Annotated in this window: 17 protein-coding genes; 9 read left to right on the top strand and 8 right to left on the bottom strand. The window is 53.7% G+C overall.

Translation table 11 applies throughout. From position 1 onward, the window contains the following. Nucleotides 1-39: 39 nt before the first annotated feature. A complete protein-coding gene (locus RID21_RS06470) occupies nt 40-1,500 on the bottom strand; it encodes an efflux RND transporter periplasmic adaptor subunit (RefSeq protein ID WP_350187853.1) in 1,461 nt (486 codons plus the stop codon). Between the two features lie 124 nt (nt 1,501-1,624). Further along, nucleotides 1,625-2,074 (bottom strand): hypothetical protein, encoded by a 450-nt coding sequence (locus RID21_RS06465; RefSeq protein ID WP_350187852.1) that lies wholly within the window; start codon nt 2,072-2,074, stop codon nt 1,625-1,627. Between the two features lie 550 nt (nt 2,075-2,624). Between RID21_RS06465 and RID21_RS06460 the strand changes: the two genes are divergently transcribed. Further along, nucleotides 2,625-6,092, top strand: coding sequence for a mechanosensitive ion channel domain-containing protein (locus RID21_RS06460; RefSeq protein ID WP_350187851.1), 3,468 nt, complete (start codon nt 2,625-2,627; stop codon nt 6,090-6,092). 6 nt (nt 6,093-6,098) lie between these two features. Here RID21_RS06460 and RID21_RS06455 read toward each other — a convergent pair whose 3' ends face one another. Next, entirely contained in the window at nt 6,099-6,560 is a 462-nt protein-coding gene (locus RID21_RS06455; protein WP_350187850.1) for a YiiD C-terminal domain-containing protein, read from the bottom strand. Between the two features lie 110 nt (nt 6,561-6,670). Beyond that, the gene (locus RID21_RS06450) at nt 6,671-7,462 is read right to left on the bottom strand and encodes a hypothetical protein (RefSeq protein ID WP_350187849.1); all 792 of its coding nucleotides are present in this window, start codon (nt 7,460-7,462) and stop codon (nt 6,671-6,673) included. Between the two features lie 357 nt (nt 7,463-7,819). Here RID21_RS06450 and RID21_RS06445 point away from each other — a divergent pair, with 357 nt between their 5' ends. The 3 genes from RID21_RS06445 (at nt 7,820) to RID21_RS06435 (ending at nt 12,006) form a co-directional block, all read left to right on the top strand. Continuing rightward, nucleotides 7,820-8,560 carry an alpha/beta hydrolase gene (locus RID21_RS06445; RefSeq protein WP_350187848.1) on the top strand — a complete coding sequence of 247 codons (741 nt, stop codon included), beginning with the start codon at nt 7,820-7,822 and terminating at the stop codon, nt 8,558-8,560. Between the two features lie 201 nt (nt 8,561-8,761). Further along, the gene (locus tag RID21_RS06440) at nt 8,762-11,083 is read left to right on the top strand and encodes a hypothetical protein (RefSeq protein ID WP_350187847.1); all 2,322 of its coding nucleotides are present in this window, start codon (nt 8,762-8,764) and stop codon (nt 11,081-11,083) included. After that, nucleotides 11,080-12,006 (top strand): ABC transporter ATP-binding protein, encoded by a 927-nt coding sequence (locus RID21_RS06435; protein WP_350187846.1) that lies wholly within the window; start codon nt 11,080-11,082, stop codon nt 12,004-12,006. Before RID21_RS06440 ends, RID21_RS06435 begins: the two co-directional genes overlap by 4 nt. 63 nt (nt 12,007-12,069) lie before the next feature. Here the strand turns inward: RID21_RS06435 and RID21_RS06430 are convergent, their stop codons facing one another. Then, on the bottom strand, nt 12,070-12,879 hold the full coding sequence (locus tag RID21_RS06430; protein ID WP_350187845.1) for a carboxylesterase family protein: 810 nt from the start codon (nt 12,877-12,879) through the stop codon (nt 12,070-12,072). A 375-nt stretch (nt 12,880-13,254) separates the two neighbouring features. Here RID21_RS06430 and RID21_RS06425 point away from each other — a divergent pair, with 375 nt between their 5' ends. The 3 genes from RID21_RS06425 (at nt 13,255) to RID21_RS06415 (ending at nt 17,654) form a co-directional block, all read left to right on the top strand. Next, entirely contained in the window at nt 13,255-16,047 is a 2,793-nt protein-coding gene (locus RID21_RS06425) for a HEAT repeat domain-containing protein (RefSeq protein ID WP_350187844.1), read from the top strand. Nucleotides 16,048-16,171: 124 nt separating this feature from the next. After that, nucleotides 16,172-16,537: an STAS domain-containing protein gene (locus RID21_RS06420; protein WP_145041575.1), complete on the top strand. Its 366-nt coding sequence runs from the start codon at nt 16,172-16,174 to the stop codon at nt 16,535-16,537. 52 nt (nt 16,538-16,589) lie between these two features. Then, nucleotides 16,590-17,654 carry an LOG family protein gene (locus RID21_RS06415; protein WP_350187843.1) on the top strand — a complete coding sequence of 355 codons (1,065 nt, stop codon included), beginning with the start codon at nt 16,590-16,592 and terminating at the stop codon, nt 17,652-17,654. On the opposite strand, the gene RID21_RS06410 is transcribed toward RID21_RS06415, so the two are convergent. Next, nucleotides 17,655-18,281: an RNA polymerase sigma factor gene (locus RID21_RS06410; protein ID WP_350187841.1), complete on the bottom strand. Its 627-nt coding sequence runs from the start codon at nt 18,279-18,281 to the stop codon at nt 17,655-17,657. Between the two features lie 196 nt (nt 18,282-18,477). Here RID21_RS06410 and RID21_RS06405 point away from each other — a divergent pair, with 196 nt between their 5' ends. After that, nucleotides 18,478-20,739 carry a serine/threonine-protein kinase gene (locus RID21_RS06405; protein ID WP_350187839.1) on the top strand — a complete coding sequence of 754 codons (2,262 nt, stop codon included), beginning with the start codon at nt 18,478-18,480 and terminating at the stop codon, nt 20,737-20,739. A 33-nt stretch (nt 20,740-20,772) separates the two neighbouring features. Here RID21_RS06405 and eno read toward each other — a convergent pair whose 3' ends face one another. Next, nucleotides 20,773-22,140, bottom strand: coding sequence for a phosphopyruvate hydratase (eno, locus tag RID21_RS06400; protein ID WP_350187838.1), 1,368 nt, complete (start codon nt 22,138-22,140; stop codon nt 20,773-20,775). A gap of 112 nt (nt 22,141-22,252) precedes the next feature. Next, nucleotides 22,253-23,296, bottom strand: coding sequence for a phosphotransferase family protein (locus RID21_RS06395; protein ID WP_350187836.1), 1,044 nt, complete (start codon nt 23,294-23,296; stop codon nt 22,253-22,255). A 387-nt stretch (nt 23,297-23,683) separates the two neighbouring features. Between RID21_RS06395 and RID21_RS06390 the strand changes: the two genes are divergently transcribed. Next, entirely contained in the window at nt 23,684-24,577 is an 894-nt protein-coding gene (locus RID21_RS06390; protein ID WP_350187835.1) for a hypothetical protein, read from the top strand. Nucleotides 24,578-24,660: the final 83 nt, after the last annotated feature.

Genomic DNA, 24,660 nt, shown 5'->3' with positions numbered 1-24,660 from the left:
ACAGAGATGGTAGATGAAAATGAAATGGTCGCGGGAGCGTTATTCTTCCCGTTCCAGCAGCAGTTCGGACTTAAGGGTAAACGCCCCCTCATCCACAACCTGCTCACCTTCCTTAAGACCATTCTGAACTTCCACCCAGTCTTCTGTTTTCAAACCGGACTGAATATCAACACGTCGAAATGAACGATCGGATGTTTTGACGAAAACAAATTCCTGTTGCGCGTCATCCAGTACTGCCCGGGCCGGGACCGTAATCACATCGGACTTCTGCTTGCCGGGAATCAGAACCTGGACGAACATGCCGGGACGCAGTTTGCCATCCGGATTTTTGATCTCTGCGATCAATGGAACCGAATTGGTCACCGGTGAAACCGAACGTCCCAGGTAGTACAGTCGAGCCGGGAATGTCTCATCGGGAAACGAATTGACTTTCACCTGCAGATCCTGGCTGCCCGTCAGTGAAATCGCTGCCCAGTCCGATTCACGGATATCGGCTGCCACCCAGAGCGTGTCGGTCTGCGCCAGTGTAAACAGTACATCGGACCGATTGACGCGTTCGGACCTGCTGAAAGTACGGTCCTCAATGGTTCCACTGAAAGGGGCGATGACTTCCAGCCGGGAGAGTTTCTCCGCAGCCTTGAGCTCTTTACTGCCGGGATCGACGGCCGATCCCAGCAGGGCTTCCAGGTTCTGACGACTGATGGTCATGCGATGTTCGGCATCATTGAGGCGTGCCTGTTCTCGATCGCGTTCCAGTTTGACATCGTAGATCGACTGTTCGCACAGAGATTTCAGATCGGCCCGTGCATCCTGCATTTCGGTTTCGCGCCGCTTCAATGACTGTAATGAAATTGCTCCCGATTTCGCCAGGGGAGCGGATTTCGAATTGATCATTTCAGCCAGCAGGTAGCGTGAATAAGCGGGGAGCAGCTGGGACCGGTAGTCTCCCAGTTTCTCGTTCGCGAACTCTTTTTCGATCTCCGGCATCGGTTGCTTACTGAGCAGAGCATCAACCAGTTTCTGTACGTTGCTCTGAATTTCATTTTTCCAGCCGAACTGTTTCTGGGCCAGTTCGTACTCAGCTCTCCGCTGCAACAGATCGGCACGCGCGGTTCCGATCTCGGGACTGTTCAAGACTGCCAGCACCTGACCTTCTTTGATCTTATCTCCCGTTTTCACGCGGACTTCCACCAGCACGCCGTCAGCGGGTGCTTTAACTGAAACATGTTTGCGGTCGTCATACTGCAACCGTCCGGGAACCATGCGTATCTGACTCAGTGGCTGTCGTTTCACAGGGGCCACAGTCAGTTGAATATTCTTCAGTTTCTCTTCAGAGAGGGCCACCTCCGAGGGCGTCTCCTCGTTTGCAGTTTCGACTGCAGAACCGATGTCAGGAGCACCTGTTTCTGCCTCTGTGTTTGTCTGATTCTGTTTCCAGTAAATCCCGATTCCGACGAACAGAATCAGAATGACCATGATGGTAATAACTCGCGATTTCATGAAAATTTCTCCCGAATCGTCGGAAATGAGAGAGGAGAATCATGCGCAGCGCAGTTTCAAACTGCATTCAACTGTGCATAACCCTGAGCGCAAAACGAAACTCGTTCACACAGGGAGCACAAACTCAGCAGCGTGAAACGCAGGTCAGGTCGCGAGGAGATCCCGTAAAGCAGGCCTGGGAGACAGGGGGACCATGCTGCTGGTCGCCAGTCCCGGCGGGGATCATCCGGAGGGAGCAGGAGTTAGCGGAAAAGGCAGCACAAATCAGGAATTGTTCGACAGAACTCAGTGTCCCTGTTTTTCCGGCAGAAGATGTGCTGGCGGTTTCGATGAGAATCAGTTGATTCTGCTGCGAGGGCAGGTTCTGTTTCAGCGGATCTTCGCTTTGTTCTCTGCCCAGGTAAACAAAGTGCAAATGCCAGCCTGCTTCGGGAGCTTCAATTCCATCGTGAAACCGATTCAGGTGAGCCGGCAGCTGTGCACTGCTGTTCTCCGCGACGGCATATGCTTCGTGATTGTGCAGCCAGGGGAAGGGCAAATTCCACAACGACAGCAGCAGGCAGGCACGTATCATAACACGTGCAGTCCAATGCAGTTGTGATTCATAGTCTATGAATGTGGAATGTAATCGCACAGGTCGGAGCCCACTCAGGTAATGAAATATGAACAGGAATTCAGGCGGGAAATTGTTCATAAACAATTCTATGGGTATTATCTACCGCTACGTGTGAAAGTGTCAAGGACTTATTTCTCGAGACTTCCCAAGTTCTTTAACTCGACATCCGGTCTCAGATGAAGCTGAGATTGTATCTCGCCGGTCTGTGGCTTCAATATGGTTTCAAGATGGTCTCTGACCTGACTGGCATTGTGGAAAATCGACGACTACCCACAATCGCTGGCTCCTTCGTTAAACTTGACGGTCCTATCCAGATGCGCATTCCTGTCCAACTTACCGGATCACACCTTGCCCAATTCCCCTCTCAGTTACTAAACTGTGCCGCAATAGCTCAATAACTGACCGGAATTGAAACCCCTCAGCTAATTCGAATTGATTCAATAAAGAAAATAGACGTCTTATGTTCTGTCGTTCTCGTTTGTGGATATCCTGCCTGCCTGTTTTCCTCGTGTTGCTAGCACTGACTGGTTTCCTTTCCAGTTCCTACTCCCAGGTCCCCAAGAAACCGTCTCCCGCTAATGGTAGCGATTCTACGTCCTCAACCGAGGAACCGCAGATCACCAGTGAGTCGATTCAGAAACGGATCGACCAGATCAAAAATATTAAAGATCTGACTGAGGACAACCAGAAAAAAGCCGGAGAGTTCTACAGCCAGGCACTGGCCAACCTTAAAAAGGCAGAAGACCTTAAGGTGGCTACCGGTCGTTATACCGAAGATGCCAAGAATGCGATGCAGCGGCTGAATCAGGTCAAGCAGGAAATTGAAAAGCTCAATAAACAACCTGCGCCCTCGTTCAACCATATACAGGATCTACCCAAGTTGCAACAAATGCTGGTTCAAGAGGAAGCCAATCTTGAGCAGTTCAAGCAGCAACAGTCCAACTGGGATGAACAGATCACGGGCCGGGTGAATCGGCAGAAAGAAATCCTGACCAGAATTTCTGAGATCGATAACAAGATCAGCGACCTTGATAAACAGCTGGCACTCCCCGCTCCGGCTGACGAACCTGCTATCGTCACCGACGCCCGTAAAACTGAGCTGAAAACCCGGATCAGCCTGCTGAAAACTGAAAAGCCGGCACTGAGAGCCGAACAGTCTTCTTACGAGGCTGAGGAGGCCGTCGGTTATCCCCGCGTGAGGCAGGACTTTCTGAAACTACAGACTCAGGAGCAATCTGAAGCGGTAGAGGTCCTCAAGAAACAGATTGCCAAACGCCGCAACATCGAATCGGAAATGCGGGTACAGGAAGCCCGGGATGAAGTCTTCGCGACCAATCCGCTGCTGCAGCCCCTGGCAGAAAAAAACCAGCAATACGCCGAAGACATTCAAGCCCTGAACCACAAAATTCAGTCGGTCGATCAGAAGTATTCCCAGACCAGTAAAATACTGGATGAGCTCAAAAAACAGTTTACCCAGACCAAAGAAAAAGAGACCTCCATCGGTCTGACCGGTCCGATCGGGTTACTCCTGCGGAATCAGCAGTCCTCCCTGCCTGACGTGGAAACGCGGAAACTGAGCATCGAGAAACGCGCCAAAGAAATCGACGAAGTTCACCTGCGGCTGTTTGAGCTGGATGATGAGTGGTCAGAATTTCCCTCAGCTGAAACCGTTACAGACAACATCATCAAGGACAGCAAGCGAAAGCTGTCTGATATCGAAAAAGCAAATCTCAAGAGCATTGTCGAAGAGACACTGGCCAAACAGAAAGAGTACCTGGATACGCTGATCCGCAGTAATAACGCGTATTTCAACAAGCTGATGGACCTCGACGTTGCAGAAACGCAACTGGTTAAGCAGACGGAAGGATATGCAGATTACATCCAGGAACGGGTCTTCTGGATCAAAAGTTCGCCTCCGATTTCGTTTGCCGAAGCGAAGCAGATTCCGAACTCCCTGAGCTGGTTACTTTCTCCTACACACTGGAAGCAGTTACTCGAAGCCATCCAGGAGGATATCATCACCAATCCCATCATCTATGTGACCGGGATTTTCTGTTTTATGAGCCTGCTTTATCTGGCGTACAATGTGCGCCAGCAACTGCGGATCATCAACAAAGAAATCATTCGCAGCAGTTTTCGCAAGTTTGGAATCACTGCGCGCGTCGCATTCCTGACCTTGTTCATCGCGATCGTCTGGCCGGGATTCATCTGGTTTTTCGCCTGGCGTCTGGGGAGTGGCCCCGAGACGGCCCCCTTCGTCAAAGCAGTGGATTCCAGTTTGCGGCAGATCGCCTGGCTGCTGTTTTTCTGGGAATTGATCCGCCAGATCTGTCGCCCTCTGGGCCTTGGGGAATCACACTTTGGCTGGTACAAGCAGACCGTGCTCTATGTCAGGAAAAATATTCGCTGGGTGATTCCCATCTCTGTTCCACTCCTGTTTGTGACGCTGGTCCTGCATGGCAAAGAAGTCGATCGCACTCAGGATCTGCTGGAGCGGCTGTTCTTCGTCGCATTACTGGTAACGTATACGATCTTTGCCCGCCGGGTATTCCATCCCCGCTCCGGTCTCTTCCAGTCGATTATGAACTACAATCAGGAAGTCTGGTATGACCGACTGAAATATCTGGTCTATTTCCTGGCGCTGGCCGTTCCCTGCGGCCTGATCGTTTTATCGCTAATCGGTTTCTATTTTACAGCGATGAGCCTGTTCCACCTGATCTTCCTGACGCTCTGGCTCTTCCTGGGCGTGATCCTGTTCCGTGCGATCCTGTTGCGCTGGATCCTGATCCATCATCGCCAGTTAAGCCACAAACTGAACCAGGAACGTCTGGAAGCACTGCGTAAGGAGAATCAGGAATCCTCGACGCCCGAGTCCAACATTGCCGGGATTACGACAGAAGAAGAAAACCCGGCCGACCTGACCAAGATCTCCGCCCAGATCAAGCGACTGGTCAATGCGTGTATGCTGGTGATCCTCCTGCTGGGCGCCTTCGGGATCTGGGGGGACGTAATGCCCGCCTTCAATCGACTCGACTCGTTCAAGCTCTGGTCCACACAGGTCCAGACCGAAGAGGAGATCAAAGATTCTGACGGCAACGTTACAACGAAAGTCACAGAACGACTGGAACCGGTCACTTATCTGGATGTCGCCCTGGCACTGATTTATGCTCTGTTTGCCGTGATCGCCACCCGGAACATTCCGGGACTGCTGGAGTTCCTGGTGCTGCAAAGACTCCCCCTGGACTCCTCTGTGAAATATGCGACGACCAGTCTGGCTCGTTACGTCGTGGCGTTGATCGGTATTTTTGTCGTCTTCAATGCACTCGGCCTGGGCTGGTCGAAACTGCAATGGCTGGCGACCGCCCTGACCTTCGGCCTCGGTTTCGGTCTGCAGGAAATCTTCGCCAACTTTGTTTCGGGTTTGATTCTGCTGATCGAGCGGCCGATTCGAGTGGGTGATATTATCACCGTGGATGAAATCACGGGCATCGTTTCTCGAATCCGCATGCGGGCGACCACGATTACCAACTGGGACCGCAAGGAATACATCGTCCCCAACCGGGACTTCATTACCGGCAAACTCCTGAACTGGACGCTGACCGATTCGGTCAACCGTGTGACCATTACCGTCGGGGTCGCCTATGGAACCGACACGAATCGGGCCACCGATCTGGCTATGAAGATTCTGATGGACCATCCACAGATCCTGGAGGATCCGGCTCCGAGTATCACCTTTGAATCATTCGGCGACAGTACGCTGAATCTGATCCTGAGAGCCTACCTGCCTGACCTTGATAACAGGCTGCTGGCGATTCACCAGATTCATACCGCCATCCACGAACAGTTCAATGCCGCCGACATTGAAATCGCCTTCCCACAACGGGACGTGCATCTGTTCTACGGTGATAAACCGGTGATGATTCCTCCGCCGGAACTACCGGGTCCTGAAACCACTGAGAACACGGAAACCAGCTGAGGGGTTTCAGACGCCTGACAATTCCCGAATAACGAAGTTCCCCTTAATGGTCGCGGCAACCTTGCCGTTGACCATTACCTGGGGGTTAAGTTCTATCCGGGCTCTGCCTTTCCGTTGCAGAGACGCCAGGAACGTTTCCCATACGGGCTCCTCCGGGAACAGGCATGCCCCTTCAAAGTCGGCCTCGATGGGGCGCTGGAACTCAATTTCACTTTTGTGAATCACGATTTTATATCTGCGTTCCTCGCAGTGCAGACGCAGATGGATCAGGGTCCAGCCGGCCAGGATTCCGAGACTGGCAATACTGCCTCCAAAGGCGGTCTCCTGGTGATTCAGGTTCGGCTTCAACCGGGCCAGCAGCCGCAGGCGATCCGGTTCAGGAGGCATGACTTCCAGCTGCATGGCGCGGGTGATTGGAATATGCTCATGCAAATAAGCGGTCACTTCCTCAGCATCATAGTCAAGCATACTTCCCGTTCCTGATTAAACGTCACGTCAGTCAGGAACATGTTGACGCATCCTCTCCGAAAAGACAAGTGGCTGAAAATTCATATCCACTCTGGCTGAAGTACAGATCCTTATTCCGGCATCGGCAGTGGTGGCAGAAATTCGGGTCCTTCCAGAGCCGGTGGTGTGGATTTCTGCTGCGGAGCAGGAAACACCGGTGCGGTCTTCCGAGACGGCTTCCAGTCGGAATCGCGCTCTGGCTGACGTGGCTGGAGCGGTTGGGACCGCTGCGGTGTCCGGTTGGCAGGAAACTCAGGTTGCAGATCTGAGTCGGTTCCTGGCACCGGCGCCGGAAACGTCCGTTTCCCCGGCACCGAAACAGGAGGTGCATAATGAGCCTGTAACTGTCGAATTGAAAACTGCATCCCCTGCAAGGTTCCGTAGACTTCCTTGAGGCTCTGTTCCGGAAGCATCTGGTAAGGAAATCCCTGACAGCGAAAACAGGGATCCGGATATCCGTTGCCGCCGTAGAAGACATATCCGTTCGGTCCGGTCGGTTTGATTACCGGACTGGTCAGGACCGGTAACCGGGCCGATTTCAGCGTCTGCTCCAGATCCGTAACCAGCAGTTCCAGATCGACCAGTGCCTGATCCATCCCCTGGACGGGTGCCTTCAGGATGATCATCCGCTGAATGTCATCCGCCAGCGCATGGATCTCACGTGCCTTCGAATAGTACATGCGCTGTCCACGAATCCCCCGAAACCGGCTGCGGATTTCCCGGCAAAGCTGAAACGAATCACGATTCAACTGGCTTCCCAACACTTCCGGCCCCGGCGACTGGGCATACAGGCCCCTCTCCTGCATGAACCACAGTCCCAGTAATAGAACTATCAGGCCGAATTGTCTGGTGCGCTGAAACATCGTGATTCTCCTTCGATCAGATGCCAGAGAGTCTGATCCCCCTGGCATACTCCTGCATCAATCAGTGTGCGTGCATCAGGAAGGTCGCAAACCATGTTCCAGAATGAGTAGATAAGCTTCAGATCTACAGTAACTCTTGAATTTGCAGGGTTTTAATCATACCCGTTTCTTTGAGAGCTCATCACAGCCGCTACCAGATGACGACAGAGTGGTGCGGTTTCGATGACAATCGTCACAAATTGATTCAGACGGCTGGCTGCGCGATTGATAAAATGGCTCTGCGCAGACACAATCAGTGCTGTAAATCAATAACTCATAACTCTTTTAGCGTTTTCATACTGAATCGACGGTAATCTCATGGCTCTCACAACGCGTACCTTCGGTCCTCTCAGCTGCCAGATCTATGATCAGCTTCCCGCTGAGACGAAACCTCAAATCATCGCGGTCGTCTCACACGGTTTTGGTGCCCCTGGCGACGACCTGGTTCCCCTGGGTCCGGAAATTCTTCGACAGAATGCGGAACTCGCGGACAAAGTTCAATTCGTCTTTCCCGCAGCCCCCCTCTCTCTGATTGAGATGGGAATCCCCGGTGGACGTGCCTGGTGGATGCTGGATGTCGCCGCTCTGAATGAAGCAATCGCAACCGGAAAAATCCGGGATCAGCGCGGTCAGACTCCGGATGGACTGCTGGAAGCGGGTCAACAGTATCGCGCGATGCTTGATGCACTGCTGCAGGAAACAGGCGTCCCACTGTCTCAGTGTGTGCTTGCCGGGTTTTCACAGGGTTCAATGGTATCCACTGAAGTGGCTCTGCAGTTACCCGAGCCCCCAGCCGCACTGGCGATCTGGTCAGGCACTCTGCTTTGTGAAGAACGCTGGGGTGCTCTGGCGGATCAATCAGCCCGGTTTCCCGTTCAGCAGAGCCATGGCACTCAGGACCCGATTCTGCCTTTCGATGGGGCGATCTGGCTGAAGGAGATGCTGGAACAGCGGGATTATGCAGTCGATTTCACGGAATTCGTGGGTCCACACACCATCCCACAGCCCGCACTGGACAAATTTGGCAGTCTGCTTGCTGATCTGACGAGCAGTCTTTGAGTGAAGAACAGGTTAATCCTCGGAAACCCTTTATTTGTCAAGGCCTTGTATTGAGACTGATCTCCACTCAGGACATAATAACAACAGCGAATTCACGTGATACATTCCAATTGACTTTTGAGTTCTTCAGACGACTCAAATCCATTACCAGAACTGTTTTCGGGCCTCTGTCCCGGCTTCCGGGGACAGAATTAAGATAGCATGAAATCACCTCTCGTATTCCGAACTCCACTCATTTCCATGCTGCTGATACTGCTGTTCTGGACGCAGCCTTCCCTGTCGCCTGCAGCGGAGCAGTCTGGTGCTGTTGAAGTCGAGCAGGTCCAGGTCGGTTTTGACGGCATCTACAAAGTGGGACGCTGGGTTCCTGTGACGCTCAAAGTCGCGACGAAAAAAGCCACCAGTCTGCAATTCACGGTTACCGCCCTCTCCCCGGACGGAAACCCGACGGAAGTCCCCTCGCAGGTTTTTGAATGTCCGCAACCAGGTGAGTACCAGTTACGCTCCCTGTTCAAAGCAGGTCTGCTGGACTGCCCCTTACGGATCCGATTGAAAGAAGCGAAATCCCAAACGGTCCTGCAGGAGTTCGCTTACACACCCCGGTCTGCCCAAAATCAATTCGCAGGCATGGGAATCAAACAGTCAGTAGAGCTCTGGGCAACCATCGGAGAGGTAGCTGGATACAACACGATTTCTGAAACAGAACTGGAGACACTCGACCCAAATCTGGATCAGTACAGCGTTCAGATTTCCGACCAGGCACTCTTGCCCGAAGACGCCTATGGCTACGACACCCTTGACACTCTGATTGTCGACAGCGACTACAGTGTGGGTGGTGTGAAAAACAGAGCGATTCGTGACTGGGTTGCTAGCGGCGGTCACCTGGTGATCTGCGTGGGTACTGATCAGGAGGCGTACCAGCAGAGTGATTTCGCCAAATGGATTCCGGTCAAGATTCTGGGAACCAGCCGCGTACGTGAGCTGAGCAGCATCGAACTGTACGCAACCGTCCGCTCGCGAATTCGCGGTGTCGCCACTGCTTCTCGCATTCAAATTGACGCCGGCGAAGTGCTGGCCACATCGCTGGATGGTCCGCTACTTGTCCGTGTTCCTTACGGACTGGGTGTGGTCACATTCCTGGCACTGGATCTGAATACCAGCCCGCTGTCTGGCTGGGACGGGTTGGAAAACCTCTGCCCCAAACTGGCACTCCGTGGCAATCAAGTCACCGCCACGCGCAGTAAAAATGCCGAGCTGGGCAAACGGATTTCACAGACTGGAATATCCGAGCTCGAAACACAGATGTTTCATTCACAGCAGAATTTTCTGGGTATCAACCGTGCTTCACACTGGTGGGTCATGGGATTGATTCTGGTCTACCTGCTGATTATCGGCCCCCTCGATTACCTGGTCGTGCATCGGATCCTGAAGAAACCGCATATCACCTGGTTCACTTTTCCAACAATGGTTCTGCTGGCTGCCGGCTGGGGTGTGTTGACCGCGCAACAGAACAACGGCTCCCAGTTGCATTCGACTCAATTGAATCTGACAGACTACGATGCCACCACCGGGCAACTCCGCGGGCGGTTTTACCTGAATCTCTACAGCCCGGAAACGCGGCGTTACCAGGTTCAGGTGATGTCTGATATTCCCACAACCACAGCCCAGTCTGACAAGTTTCCGACACACCTCTGCTGGAATGGACTGCCGGAAACCACGTTTGCCGGCATGTATCGCTCTGCCGAAGGAACGATTACCGGACCCACGTATGCGTTCACTCCGGATTCCACCGAAATTAAAAATCTGCCTCTGCTGAAATGGGGCACCAAGAGTCTGCTGGGAGACTGGTCACAGCAGCAGCCAGACCTGCTCACTTCGGATCTGACAGGGAACAGCCTGGGGCAGCTCTCCGGGAATCTGACGCATCATTTTTCCGGTCCTCTGAAGGACTGGGTGCTGGCGTATGGCAATCGGATTTATCTGCCTCTCGTGAATCCGGAACAGCTGGAAGACTCATATATACCTGCCGACCAGGCCTGGGACATCAACGGCCCATTGGTCGAATCGCGCAATATCAAAGGCTACCTCACCGGGTCGGTCTCGCGACGGATCGCCGCCCGCGGCGCTAACCCGGGTAATGTGGTTACCGAGCAGACAGAATACGATGCCTTCTCCAAAAACGCCTATCAGATCCTGAAGATTCTGACGTTCCACGAAAGCTCAGGGGGGTTCGGCTACACAGGGCTCTCCAATATCGCCGCCGAGCAACTGGATCTCACCGAACAGTTGCGGCTGGGACGAGCAGTGCTGTTCGCTCGACTGGATCAGCCCCTCAGCCAGGTAAAGCTGGACGACACTGAGCTGCCCCAGGATCAGCAGGACACCTATCTGCGTGTCGTAATCTCCGTGAAACGCTCGCGGGAAATTCAATACGAGTTACCTTCGCTGGACGAAAAAGAGAACAAAGAAAAAGAAGAACTGCCCCAGCAGCAGGACACACCTACCGGGAGTGATCAAGAGTGATTGAAACACGTAATTTAACCAAACGCTACGGCAACCTGGTTGCCGTGAATAATATCAATCTGAACCTGGGTGAAGGTGATGTCTTCGGTTTTATCGGCCCCAACGGTTCCGGCAAAACCACGACCATGCGGATGATCGCCACGTTGCTCAGTCCGGACTATGGCGAAGCCTACGTCTGCGGGAAATCAATCTATACGCATCCCGAAGAAATCCGTCGTCTGGTCGGCTTCATGCCCGACTTCTTCGGCGTCTATGACGACATGACCGTGATCGAATACCTCGAGTTTTTCGCTTCCGCGTATCGCATCAAAGGGCCGCAGCGCCGCAAGGTCTGCGAAGAGAAACTGGAACTGGTCGATATGACCTTCAAACGGGACGCCATGGTCAATCAGCTGTCCCGCGGTCAGACTCAGCGAATCGGGCTGGCACGCGTGCTGTTGCATGAACCGCAGGTACTGCTGCTTGATGAACCTGCCAGTGGTCTCGACCCCCGTGCCCGTATTGAGATCCGCAATCTGCTCAAACGACTGGGGGAGATGAAGAAAACCGTGATCGTTTCCAGTCACATTCTGCCCGAACTGGCAGACGTCTGTACGCGGGTCGGCATGATCGAAAAAGGAAACCTGATCGTCGACGACAATGTCGATGAGGTCATGAAGAAAGCACGTCAGCGGATCCTGCTGCATGTCGCGGTAACCGAGAACACCGACAAGGCAGCTGCCCTGCTGGAAAAACATTCTCAGGTTTCCGAACTGGAAATCAAGAAAGGTGAGATGCTGGTGACGCTGCAGAATGATGTGAAGGATTACACCTTCATTCCATCATTGCTGATCGGGGAAGGCTTCCAGCTCAAATTGTTCCGCGAAGAGGAAATCAACCTGGAAACCGCCTTCATGGAACTGACCAAAGGTCTCGTTCAATAAATCATCTGTTTCAGCGGTCAGGTTGACGCAGCAGTCTACGTCAACCCGATTCACTGATCGTGATTACTGCTTCTTCTTTTTCGCTGCTTCACGCTTTGCTTTGCGCTCCGCTTCTGCTTTGGCTTCCGCGGCTCTGACTTCCTTTTCGGGCTTGCGTTTCTGCTTCAGCAGCCATTCGTAAACCTCCGGGTTGTTGTAGGTTTCCGTCCAGGAATCGTGTCCGGCTTCCGGATAGATCGTAAACGAAACATCGGCCTTTTCTTTCTTGAGCACATCGACCAGGGTCTGCGAACGATCCAGCGGCACAGCGCCATCTTTGGCACCATGGAAAACCCAGATGGGAACGTGTTTGATTTTCTTGACCCAGAACTTTTCACCACCGCCGCAAATCGGCACCAGGGCGGCGAACCGGTAAGGGGTGTAGGCGGCCAGGGACCAGGTACCGAAACCTCCCATACTCAGGCCCGTTACATAAATCCGGTCTTTGTCGACCTTGTACTTCTTTTCAATGTCATTCAACAGAGCCGTCAGTTCCACCGGCTGCCAGAGTTGCTCGTCAGGACACTGGGGAGAAACCACGATGAAGGGGAACTGCTTTCCGTTCTTGATCAGCTTAGGAGGACCGTGGACCGTCACCAGATCCAGATTATCTCCCCGCTCACCGGCACCGTGCAGAAACAGCATTAAGGGCCACTTTTCTTTCTCATCATAATTCTCGGGCAGATAGATCAGGTAATCCATGTTGACCGGAATCGTGGTTTTGAGCTCTGCAGCACCCTGCTTGCCCGACTGTGCTTTTTCTTCCGCCTGGATGGAAGCCCCGCTCAGCAGCATGAGCAGTGCCAATGCTCCTGGTAACATTTTTCGCAACATAGGTCTTTTCTCTCCGTATCCTGATTTGTGGTTTTGAGAAGTTAAGCAAGATAGATCCTGAGCATGACATACCCGCAGTCTCTCCGCAAGCGAACCATGGACGCGAAACAGGGACTGCCCTGCCGTCAAATCAGGAAATATACACAGCCTCCACAAACAACAGCTCATCCCATTTTAACAATTTCAGTTCCTCGAACAGCGACCTTCGCAGCGACCAGACAATGGAGACTGCTCTTCACCTAAATTCAGTCATCTGTTATTGTTCGGTCCTCAACTCCCGCTTCTGTTCCAGAAGTGAATCGTACTCATATCCCAACCTACCGATCTGTTTCGCGCATGAAATCTGCTTCCCCCTGCGGAATCAATTTAGCCCGAGTGTCAGAGGTTCGTCGAAGTCATCAAAAATGGCTGTCGTGGACTCTCCCGCTTCTGGTCTGCGCGGCACTCTCTGGATGTCAGAAAAGTCTGTTACAGAACGTCAGCGAAACACCGGTCGTGACTGCCTTCAAAGAGGTAGAAACCTTCAAACCAGAGATCCCCGCCGAACTGGAAGGCTTAAACGTTTATCTCTCCCAGGATCTGTGGGTCAAAAACCATCACTGGTCTCCGTACGACGAATGGAAAACGCTTCACGATTTGAAAACAACGGAGCTCTCTACACCACACAACCATCGCTGGCTGTTTGGCGTCAAACAGGACAGCTCTCCTCTACAGCAGGTCGCGCAAGCTGTCGAAACGACTGATAAGTCAGCAAAAGCAGAACAGGTCGCAGACGATACCACACCAGAGAAATCAGCTGGGACAGAGAAACCGACTGCTTCCAAAAACAAGTCAGCTACAGAGAGCTGGTCGTTCAATGCCCTGCACGACTTCTTCCACCGGGAAGAAGACAGCGAACCGACGCATAATTCACAGAAAATTGCCGCCCTGCAACAACTGGCCGCACATGATACACTGGCAGGCTGGAACGCAACCATCCTCTGGGCCACACTGGCCCCCCGGACTGCGGCCGACACCATTCCGACGCTGGAGGAGCTGGTCTGTGAAGCGGATAAGCGTTCGGACTCCGAATCAAAATCTGACAAGAAACAGAAAGCCAGCGTTTCGCCAGGCATACGACTCGCTGCACTCAATGGTCTCTCACTTGTGCTGGCACATGCAGACGCGCTGCCTATTGGGACTAAGCAACGCCTGACCCAACTGCTTTCGCGTCCTGACATTTCTCTCAAACTGCGGGGGGAACTGTATCGCAGCCTGTCGCGTTTCATGCCGCCTGCACAAATCATATCCATGAATCAGTCGATGGACATTGCTGACAGCAGCGCGTTACCCCCTAAAGAACTCCGCCGGGCTGCCCTGGAAGGCTGTATCATGCACGGTCTCTGGTTCTATGCAGAACCGGATCAGTTTTCCCATCGCAGTGCAGCCTCACAACAACCGCGTCCTTACCAGTCTTCTGCCTGGCCTGAGAATATCATGCAGGTTCGCTGGGATCCGGATGCCATCATTCGCTGGAACTTCGGCTACTGGGCGGCCGTGGTTCGTCATCCCGACGCCGAAGCTATCCTGACCGCACAACTCAAAGACGCTGATCTGCTGGTGCAGAACAAAGCAATCAGAAACCTGGGACTGCTGGGCAGCGACTCTGCCCTCCGCATGTTGAAACAGCAATCCACCCGCCCCCAGGAAACAGTACGTGTCGCCGCTGCGACGGGCCTCAGTTCATGGGGTCCGGTTTACCTGGCAGGCCTGAGAGATGACAGCTCCTCTGCCGTACGCCTGGCGGTCGCCGAAGGTCTGGGACAGTCTCCCACGGCTGATGCCGCTTTGCAACTGAAGTCCCTGATCAACGACCGCAGCACCGAAGTGCAACTCACCGTGATTGAATCGATCCGACACTGGCCAGACGAACTGGCAATCCCACTCCTGCTGGAAGGGATTAAGGAAGGCGTCTTCAAAACACGCCGCGCCAGTGTGCTGCAGCTGACCGAACGGACGGGTGTCGGCGGGATCATCTCCATCGAAGCCTCACGTGAAGAACGGGCAGCCGCCATCCAGTCACTGGTACAGTCGGGACAACTTCCCGGCGGATTCTGGACGCAGTTGATGCAGCAGGGAATCCATCAGGAATCCCGCGTGAATCAGGGACGTGTCGCAGAACTGCAGGCTTACTTCCAACAGTTGATCAACCAGAGCCCTGATGCTCCCGGCTGGCAACACGCTTTCCAGGAGTTGACCCAGTTGACACCCGAGGAAGTCAATCAGCTGGAGAAGATGATTCTGGAGACATCGGTTGCCATCCCGGATGAGGTATACAGCGACCTGCTTCCCAAACTCGATACAAATTACGCCGCACTCCAGCAGTTGAACAGTTCGCATGTCACCGACCGTCGTCAGGCGGCCCAGCAACTGTTTATGAGCTCACAGAAATCTTCACTCAATCCTGTGATCGTTAAACGTCTGCGTACATTGATGGCCCGGGAACAGGACCGGCTCGTCTGGCGGATTGTGATGGAATCGATCTCCCGAGACAGCTATGAAGAGGCCGCTCAGCTCGCCCTGCTGGCAATCAATCACAACTGGCCTGACATTCGGGTGCTGGGCTGTGAGTATTTTGGTGCTCACGGAATTCCCCAGTATGCCCCCTGGGTCTTACCCCTGTTGAATGACAGCAACCACTCCGTGCAACTGGCGGCAATTCGTACCCTGGGACAATGCCATAATCCCATCGCCATTAACGGTGTCCAGACGGACGAACAAAACCCGTCGCGACCGGCATCGCTACGGAACCTGCTAACCCATTCGAATCAACGTGTCCGCTTTGAAACTGTGGTCGCTTTGAGTCACCTGGGCGACTTCCAGGGTATGCAGGAACTGGTGCGTCTCTCCAACGACACCCGCAGTGCGGTCAGGCGGGACGCAGTACGGGAAATGGGAGAATCGGGCCAGACGCGGTTCGTAGAACCACTGATCCAGATGGGATGGACCGAACGCAACTCGTCTACTCTGGAAGAGATTTTGAGCAGCCTGGGCAGACTGGTTCCCCCATCCGATCGACCAGCAGAATTGAAGACGGTTTCCAGCCCCAGCGAGCAGGCGAAAATCTGGATGAACTGGTGGCAAACTCAGCACACGGGGTCCAGTTCGCGGCTGTTTACAGGGAGTTAAGTGTGAAATCTCGTTTTTGGGCCTCTAGTAGCCTGTTCTCGCCTCGGTGTTCACAGTATTATGGGCTGTAATTGCACTCATTTTCAGTATCCAGAGAATCACATCTTCACCGCGGAACGACTTCATGACGAACTACCACGACGATTTTCAATTGGAATGGCATGGAAACACGGTTGTAATCATTCCGGCGAGCAACGTGGAATCTATGAGCTGGGACCTGATCGAACAGGCTGCTGATATCGTCATGGCTCCACTGCAGGAAGTCGAAATTCCCATGGTTGTTTTTGACCTGAGTGATGTGAGTTACTTTGGCTCGGTCTTTCTGGCCCTGCTGCTGCGATGCCACAAACATGTCCGCAGTCGTGGAGGCGAACTGGTTCTGTGCGGTGCCAGTAAAATGGCCAGCGAATTACTCCGCATTACGGCGTTAGACACTCTCTGGGCCATATACGAAACCAGGGACGAAGCCCTCGATGCCCTGATGGGTTAACAACTGTTACCAGCCTTCATCTCGACCAGCTACATTAAAGGATTAATTGATCATGTCGAGGAAATATCGAAAAACCCGCCCCCGCGTTTCTGAGTCTGACGTACTGCCAACGGAACACTGTACCGAGCTGTATCCGCACGAATCGATTATCGCCAGTATCAAAGACACTGCCGACAAACTCAAGCAGGATCAGGCGACGCGCGGCGACCTTAAGATTCTCGACCGGGCTCTCAAAGAACTGCGCTACGCCTTCAAGGTTTTCACACCTTACCGCAAGCAGCGAAAAGTGACCGTCTTCGGTTCAGCTCGAACCCTGCCCGACGACCCCGCCTATCAGCAGGCCCTGCACTTCGGACGCAGAATGGCGGAAGAAAAATGGATGACCGTTACCGGAGCCGGCCCGGGGATCATGGAAGCCGCCCATGTCGGTGCCGGGACCGATATGTCGATGGGCGTCAACATCATGCTCCCGTTCGAGCAGGAACCAAATTACGTCATCCATAAAGACGAAAAACTGGTTAACCTGAATTACTTCTTCACTCGCAAACTGCTGTTTGTGAAGGAGGTCCACGCGATTGTCTGTTGTGCTGGTGGGTTCGGAACCCAGGACGAAGCCTTCGAAACCCTGACGCTGGTTCAGACCGGCAAACGGGATCCAATGCCCATCGTCTTGCTGGAAGCGCCGGGAGGCACGTACTGGAGTGACTGGAAAGCCTACATTGAAAACAATCTGCTGAAGCATGAACTGATCTCTCCGGAAGACTTGTCACTGTTTCATATCACCGATGACATCGAAGATGCCGTCGACGAGATCATCGGATTTTACAGCGTCTATAACAGTATGCGGTACGTCAACGGACGCCTGGTTCTGCGTCTGCACGTCGAGCCCAGCAATGAATTCGTGGAACAGCTCAACATCGAATTCAAAGACATTCTGGAATCAGGCATCATTACCAAGGTCGATGCCCACGATCTGGAAATGGACGACGAACACCTCGTGGACCTGCCTCGCATCTCGCTGCTGTTCAACCGCAAAAACCTGGGACGTTTACGGCAGATGATTGATCGTATCAACTCGGAACTGGCTCCCGCTCCCGGTGAAGAGGAAGAAGAATAGTCAGCTGCCCAGCAGACTTTTAAATTCATCTTCCTGTCTAAGCTGCTCCTGCAGCTTCGCCATCGCACGGCTGACGAGCACCCGCACAGCGACATCTGATTTACCCAGCTGGTCAGCAATTTCACTGGAATTGAGCCCTTCGACATATTTGAGTCGAATGGCCTCGCGACTTTCCTCGGGAAGTGACTCCAGTGCGGTCAGAAGTTTCATTTCCCGGGCACCGCGGGAGAACGCCTGGCTGGGGCTGGTCATACTCGCTACCAGCAGATCCATAAAGCCCTGCCCTGCTCCATCACCGCCAGCCGGCTGACGAACCTCTCGGCCGGCGGCTCGTTTCTGCACCTGGAAGTATTTGCGGTGATTATCAATGATCCGGCGTTCTGCGAGATGACAGAGCCAGTTGAAGGGTGTTTTCTTTTCAAAATCAAATTCAGAAAATGTTGAGACAGCATTCAGCGAGACTTCCTGCAGAATGTCGTTCGCTTCCACTTTGGATTTCAGCGCATCGCTCATGTTCTTGTTAATGAACGCCAGCAAAGGGGCGCGATGGATTTCGAGAAATTCCAGCAGCGCCGGTTCGCTGCCCTGCTGAATCTGTTGGATCAATTCTTCAATATCTGCCGCCATGCCGCTTCTTACTTCCTGCCTGAGTTCAACCATTTACGCACAGCATTCTGCTTTCATAGCCGTGCAGGATTGATTACCATGTGGACTGTATCATCGATGACATAGACATTTTATAGCACGTCCAGCGCTTGTCAGCCACATAAACCTGCTCGTTTCCAGGTCTGAATCCGCCAAACCATTACCCGGGAGTTCACTGTTGTCCGAAGCTACGCCAGGTCTTGAATCAACAGAGAGCCAGCTTGCGCTTGATGCGTTGACTGAAGCCATGGAACAGTTTGTTTCCGACTGGGAATCTGCAGAAGAACCGCCCGAGTTACGTGCTTATCTTTCACAAACGCAGCCGGTCCCGGTCTTTCTGTTGAGCGAGTTGATCAAAATTGACCTCGAATATCGCTGGCAGCGTTTTAACTTCCCTAAACGCCTGCAGGAATACCTTGAGGAATTCCCCGAACTGCAGACCGCGAGCCTGCCCGTCGATCTGCTCTATGAAGAATATCATCTCCGGCGGCAGAACGGGTTTGATGTCGATCCCGACGAATACCTGGGCTACCTCCCCACGGGTAGTCCACAACTGCAGCAACTCTTCGATCTGGATCATGCCTACCAGACCACCAGTCTGTTTCACAAGACCCGACCTCAGACATGGCATCAGTTTCAGCCCGGACAGACGGTAGATGATTTTGATCTGCTGACCCTGCTCGGTCAGGGTGCATTTGCCCGTGTCTTCCAGGCACGCCAGAATTCGATGCAGCGTCTGGTCGCTTTGAAAATCTCGGAGGATTCCAGCGACGAACCACAGACCCTGGCTCAGTTCGACCACGAAAATATCGTGCGAGTGTTTGACCAGCGCATCCTTCCCGATGAAAAACTGCGTCTGTTGTATATGCAATATCTGCCGGGAGGCACTCTGCAGTCAGTGATTGAACTGATTCGCAAAACGGCGCCCGCAGAACGTTCAGGCAGCCTGCTGGTTTCCGCTTTGAACCAGTCACTGGAATTGCGGGGAGAAAGCCGACCGACCGAGTCGGTCACCTACCAGACCCTGAATTCACTCACCTGGCCCGAGACGATCTGCTGGATCGGCATCCGGCTGGCCAAAGCGCTGGACTATGCCCATCAGAAAGGGGTCCTGCACCGCGACATCAAGCCTGCGAATGTGCTGCTGACTGCGGAGGGGGTTCCCAAACTGGCCGACTTCAATATCAGCTTCAGCTCGCATGTGACAGGGACGACGCCAGCCGCCTATTTCGGGGGCAGCCTGGCTTACATGTCGCCCGAACAGCTGGAAGCCTATGATCCCACGCATACACGTCTGCCCGAAAGCCTGGATGAGCGCAGCGATCTCTTTTCGCTGGGGCTGATGCTGGCCGAGTTGCTGACCGGAAAACGCCCCTTTGATAATCCTGCGATGACCGACAGCTGGTCCAGCCTACTCAGTCAGATGATCGAACAACGTAAAGCCGGTCAGAGCCTGCAGGCATCGCCTCAGCACCTGCCCCCTGATTGCCCCGAGCATCTGATTACCGTGCTTCAGAAATGCCTGGCTCCCGATCCTGCAGAGCGGTGGAGCTCGGGCCAGGAACTGGCCAGCCAGCTCGAATTATGCCTGAATCCACGTGCCCAGCAGATCCTGTTTCCTTCATCGAAAAGCTGGTTTGCCCGCTGCACCGGCTGTGAAGTATTGATCGTAATTTTGATCGTCGCTATACCGAACATTCTGGCGGGACTGTTTAACTTTTTCCACAACCAGAAGCACATCATCGAACAACTGAAAAATTCCCAGGACGCCTTCTGGAATATTCAGACCGCCATCAACCTGATCGCCTACCCGACCGGCCTCGGTCTGATGGGCTGGCTTACCTGGACACTGGTCAGAGAACGCGCGCCGAAACGAACACCTGCGCAACCCGCTGCGCCACCAGATACGATGTTGCAGAAACGCTGTCTGCGACTCGGGCACTATGCCGCCCTGATCTGTACCACGCTCTGGATCATTGCAGGGATCGCCTACCCGGTGAGCATGCATTACGCCATCGGTTCGCTGCCGGTCTCTGCGTATCTGCATTTCCTGGGATCTCTTGTACTCTGCGGTTTGATTGCCGCCAGTTACCCGTTTTTTGGCGTCACCTATTTCAGCCTGCACACGATTTATCCGCAGCTGATCGAGCAGGCAGATTTCAGCCAGCAATCTCCTGAACCACTGGAGAGACTCAGAAAATTGAGCTGGGTCTATCTGATCCTGGCGTTCCTGGTGCCGATGTTCAGTATCGCCGCCCTGGCGATATTAAACCTGGATGATAAACTCGCCATCGTGCTGATCACAGTCGCAGGCACACTGGGAGCGGTCAGTATCTTTCGCGTTTTTCAGTCGCTTCAGGCTGACCTGGATGCGCTCATCGTACTCTACTCCCGGAACCAGCGTGGTCCACAGTCGGCTTCGCTTTCCGGAATCAACTGAAAGACCTGCTCGTAGCAGGTCTTTCGTGAGCTGCTACCGTTGCAGACTGGAGAAGATTCCGCCGCCATGATAGGGGGCCCGATCCGCCAGCAGTTCTTCGAGCCGCAGCAGCTGATTGTATTTGGCGAGGCGTTCGCTGCGTCCCACGGAGCCCACCTTCAGTTGGCCGGCGCCGGTTGCCACAACCAGATCGGCGATGGTGGTATCTTCGGTTTCTCCGCTGCGTGCAGAGACGACGGGCCAGTAACCGTGATCGATGGCCATCCGCAGAGTTTCCAGCGTTTCGGTCAGAGTGCCGATCTGGTTGAGTTTGACCAGCACACTGTTCGCAGTCTGACTGGAGATTCCCTGCTGCAGCCGCTGTCGATTGGTCACGAACAGATCGTCGCCAATCAGCTGCACGCGATGCCCCAGGCGTTCGGTGAGTTTCTTCCAGCCTTCCCAGTCATCTTCGGCCAGGCCGTCTTCGATACTGACGATCGGATAGGTGTCGACCCAGCGTTCCAGCATGTTGATCACATCGTCAGCTGAGAGTGCTTCCTCCCCCGTCGCATTCAGATGATAGGTGTTACTCTCCGCGTCATAGAAGTGCGTACTGGCGACATCCAGACCGATGGCGACATCATCGCCCGGTGTCAGGCCGGCGGCTTCGATGGCACCGACCACGTATTTGACTGCTTCACTGTTGCAGGAGAGTTTGGGACCATAGCCCCCTTCATCGCCGATGAGGGTGCCTTCGTGTCCGGTCTTGTTGAGGATCTGTCCCAGCCGACGGTAGATAGTCACGATCCATTCAAAGGCCTGACGATACGAGGTCGCTCCGACCGGCAGAATCAGGAAGTCCTGGAAATCAAGATTGCGACCTGCGTGCAGTCCTCCCGAGATCATGTTAACCATCGGGAGCGGCAGTGACATCGACTGTGCCAGGAGCGAGGTTCGCGCCCGCTGTGCCGATTCAACACCAGTCTGCGACTCAAGGTAGTCCGACCAGATTTCCGCAAACCGTTCCACGGGGCTCTGCTGCTGTGCCTCGGCAGAAGCATAAGCTGCGGCCAGGGAGGCCCCCAGAATCGCGTTTGCCCCCAGTCGTGATTTGTTTTCTGTTCCGTCCAGTTCGCGAAGCCGATCATCAATGGCCCGCTGGTCAGCGGCATCCTGACCGATCAGTGCATCCGCTATATCGCGGCGGACATTCTCGACAGCGCGGGTCACTCCCAGTCCGTCAAAGCGGGCAGGGTCTTCATCTCGCAGTTCGACGGCTTCAAACTTTCCGGTACTGGCGCCACTGGGAACGATGGCCCGTCCCGGACGACAATTGGCACAACAGATTTCGACCTCCACCGTGGGATTACCCCGACTGTCAAAAACTTCGCGTGCCTGAACATACTCGATTTGTGTCATGACAGAATACTCTCCCGTCTGCCTTTGTAGTTCCGAATGACTGCCTGACGCTCTCAGACAGTTCCTTATTTAAACATAACAGGATTCTCGGGCCGCGTCACCCGAGCGCCCCTCAGGAGATCAGCATCTCGCGCAGTCTTTGAAATGCCTGCGGCAGTGATGCCGGTGCGTCCAGAATCAGCGATAGTGCGAAAGATCGAACCTGATCCTGCTGTGCGCTGGAGAGGTAATCGACCGTACTCTTGCCATCGACGCGGGCCAGCATGCAGGCTGCCAGATGTTTGATGGTCCGCTGTCCGATCTGTGGTTCTTCCATTTTAGCAGTCTCTGGTCCCGATTCCAGAGGCACGACGACCTCAGTGCTGAGGTAGGACTCCCAGAATGTTTCTGCCAACTCAATACAGCGTGTTCCCTCTGCCTGAAAATGAATGGCCTTGAGCAGGAGATGACTCAGAAAGAATCCCAGGTCAAAAGCCGGATCACCAAAATGGGCCGTCTCAAAATCGACCAGATGGATCTGCTCGTCGGTGATCAGGATATTCTTGGGGCTAAAGTCCGCCAGTACCAGACAGAGGCGATTCGCGGACATTTCCTCGATCAGTTCTGCAACCCATTCTTTAATTTCAGGATGTGAGCGAACAATGAACCGGTAAAAAGGATCGATGCGCAGCTGGTCAAAGATCTCCCAGTCCCCCCACTGCTGCTGATAGCGTTCCTGGAGAAACGACTTTCTGTGGATGGCGCTCAGAAAACTCCCTAATTCGCGGGCCACCGTTTGTTCTACTCGGCCGTCCAGCAGCTCTGCTTTCCAGACTCTGTGATCCGCAGCGATGGCTTCCATGGCGAACAGGTAGTTGTCCCGATCCTCGAACAGCACCCGCGGGACCACCCCCGCGGGTAAGAGTTGCTCCAGTTCCTGCATCACTTCCAGTTCGCGCCAGATCCGTTCCAGCTGACTGAACCACTCTGCCTGGGTCCGCAGCTGTTTGCGGGACTGCTTGATCACAAAATCGGCGTCCGCTGCCCGATCTATACGAATGACGATATTGGAGACTCCCCAGGCCAATGCCTCGGCATCAGCCTGCTCGTCAGGTTTCAGCTGCCCTTGTTCCCTGAGATACTCAATCACGTTCTCCGCAGTGATCTCCCGCTCCATGCTTTCTTCCCATAAGTTGATAACTGGTAAGCGTTAATCGTGTTTTGACCGCTTCATCATAATCTGAGATTCCCTCTCTTAACAGGCTTAGAATACGCTTCCCCGGAGGAAATCAGCAGGCGGTTTGCTCAAGGTCCTTTCCGCACGAGCCGCATAACCTGCATAATCCGCTGCTACGCAGGAATTACCTGACCGGTTTGACTTTAACAGCCGGCAGGTTGAGTTGTGAAAAACTTGGTTTACCAGCAACTTTTTGTTGCCAGAACCAATTTGTATGCTGTAAGATGATAATGTTGGGTTAGTTGTAATAAATAGCTGATTCAGCGACTTCTCGTCTTACACCACACGAAAGTGGTATTTTCTCCGTGAACCACAGGAACGTTTTCTATGTTGTCCACAAAAACCGCGTCCCGATTTTTGACAATTCTGACCGCTGGCTGCCTGGCTCTCTGCCTGAGCACAAACGTGGAGGCCGGCAAAAAATCGATCCGTCCGCAAAAATATGATCCCTCTGCAGAAAAGGTAGACGATCTGTTTGACGCCATGGAATCCGGTCTGGTCGATGTCGAAATCATCGCGAAGAGCTCCAAAGGTGGCAACGTTCTGATTACGAACAATAACGATAAACCGTTGAACGTAAAATTGCCGGAAACATTCCTGGCAGTTCAGGTTCTTAAACAGGGTGCTCTCGGCGGTGGCCTGGGTGGTGGCGGTCTGGGCGGTGGCTTAGGCGGCGGACTCGGTGGTGGCCAGGGTGGTCAGGCACAGACAGCAGGCGGTGGCGCCGGCGGTCTGGGTGGTGGCCTCGGTGGTGGATTAGGGGGAGCCGGTGGCGCTGGTGGTGCCGGCGGTGGTTTCTTCTCTGTTCCTCCTGAAAAAACGGTTTACGTTCCTTACACTTCGGTCTGTCTCGAACACGGTAAAAAAGAGCCTTCCTCACGGATGGAATACCGGATGGTCAAAACTGAAGACATGGTCAAAGATCCTGCTCTGCAGGAACTGCTGAAACTGGTCGCAACCGGTCGGGTTAACCAGCAGGCCGGTCAGGCAGCAGCCTGGCACCTGGCCAACAAGATGAGCTGGCAGGAACTCGCTGCAAAATCAATCAAACACGTTGGTGGGCTGCCACCTTCGCCTTACTTCAATCGTGCTGAACTGCAGTTCGCCGTTCAACTGGTCGGCATTTCTCACGAACGTGCCCGCAACCGGAAAGACGTCGACAAAACTGAAGAAGCCCCTGCCCGGGCTCAGACAGAAACAGTCCGCAGCTTTTCCAAGTAAAGCAATGCAAGACATCACAAGGCTCGCTTCGGCGAGCCTTTTTTTATGCGCTACACTACCATCTGGTCAAGCGGTCCGGTATT

The sequence above is a fragment of the Gimesia sp. genome (assembly GCF_040219335.1).
Classification (GTDB): domain Bacteria; phylum Planctomycetota; class Planctomycetia; order Planctomycetales; family Planctomycetaceae; genus Gimesia.
The sequence above is the reverse complement of the archived record's forward strand: the minus strand, read 5'-3'. Positions and strand labels throughout refer to the sequence as shown.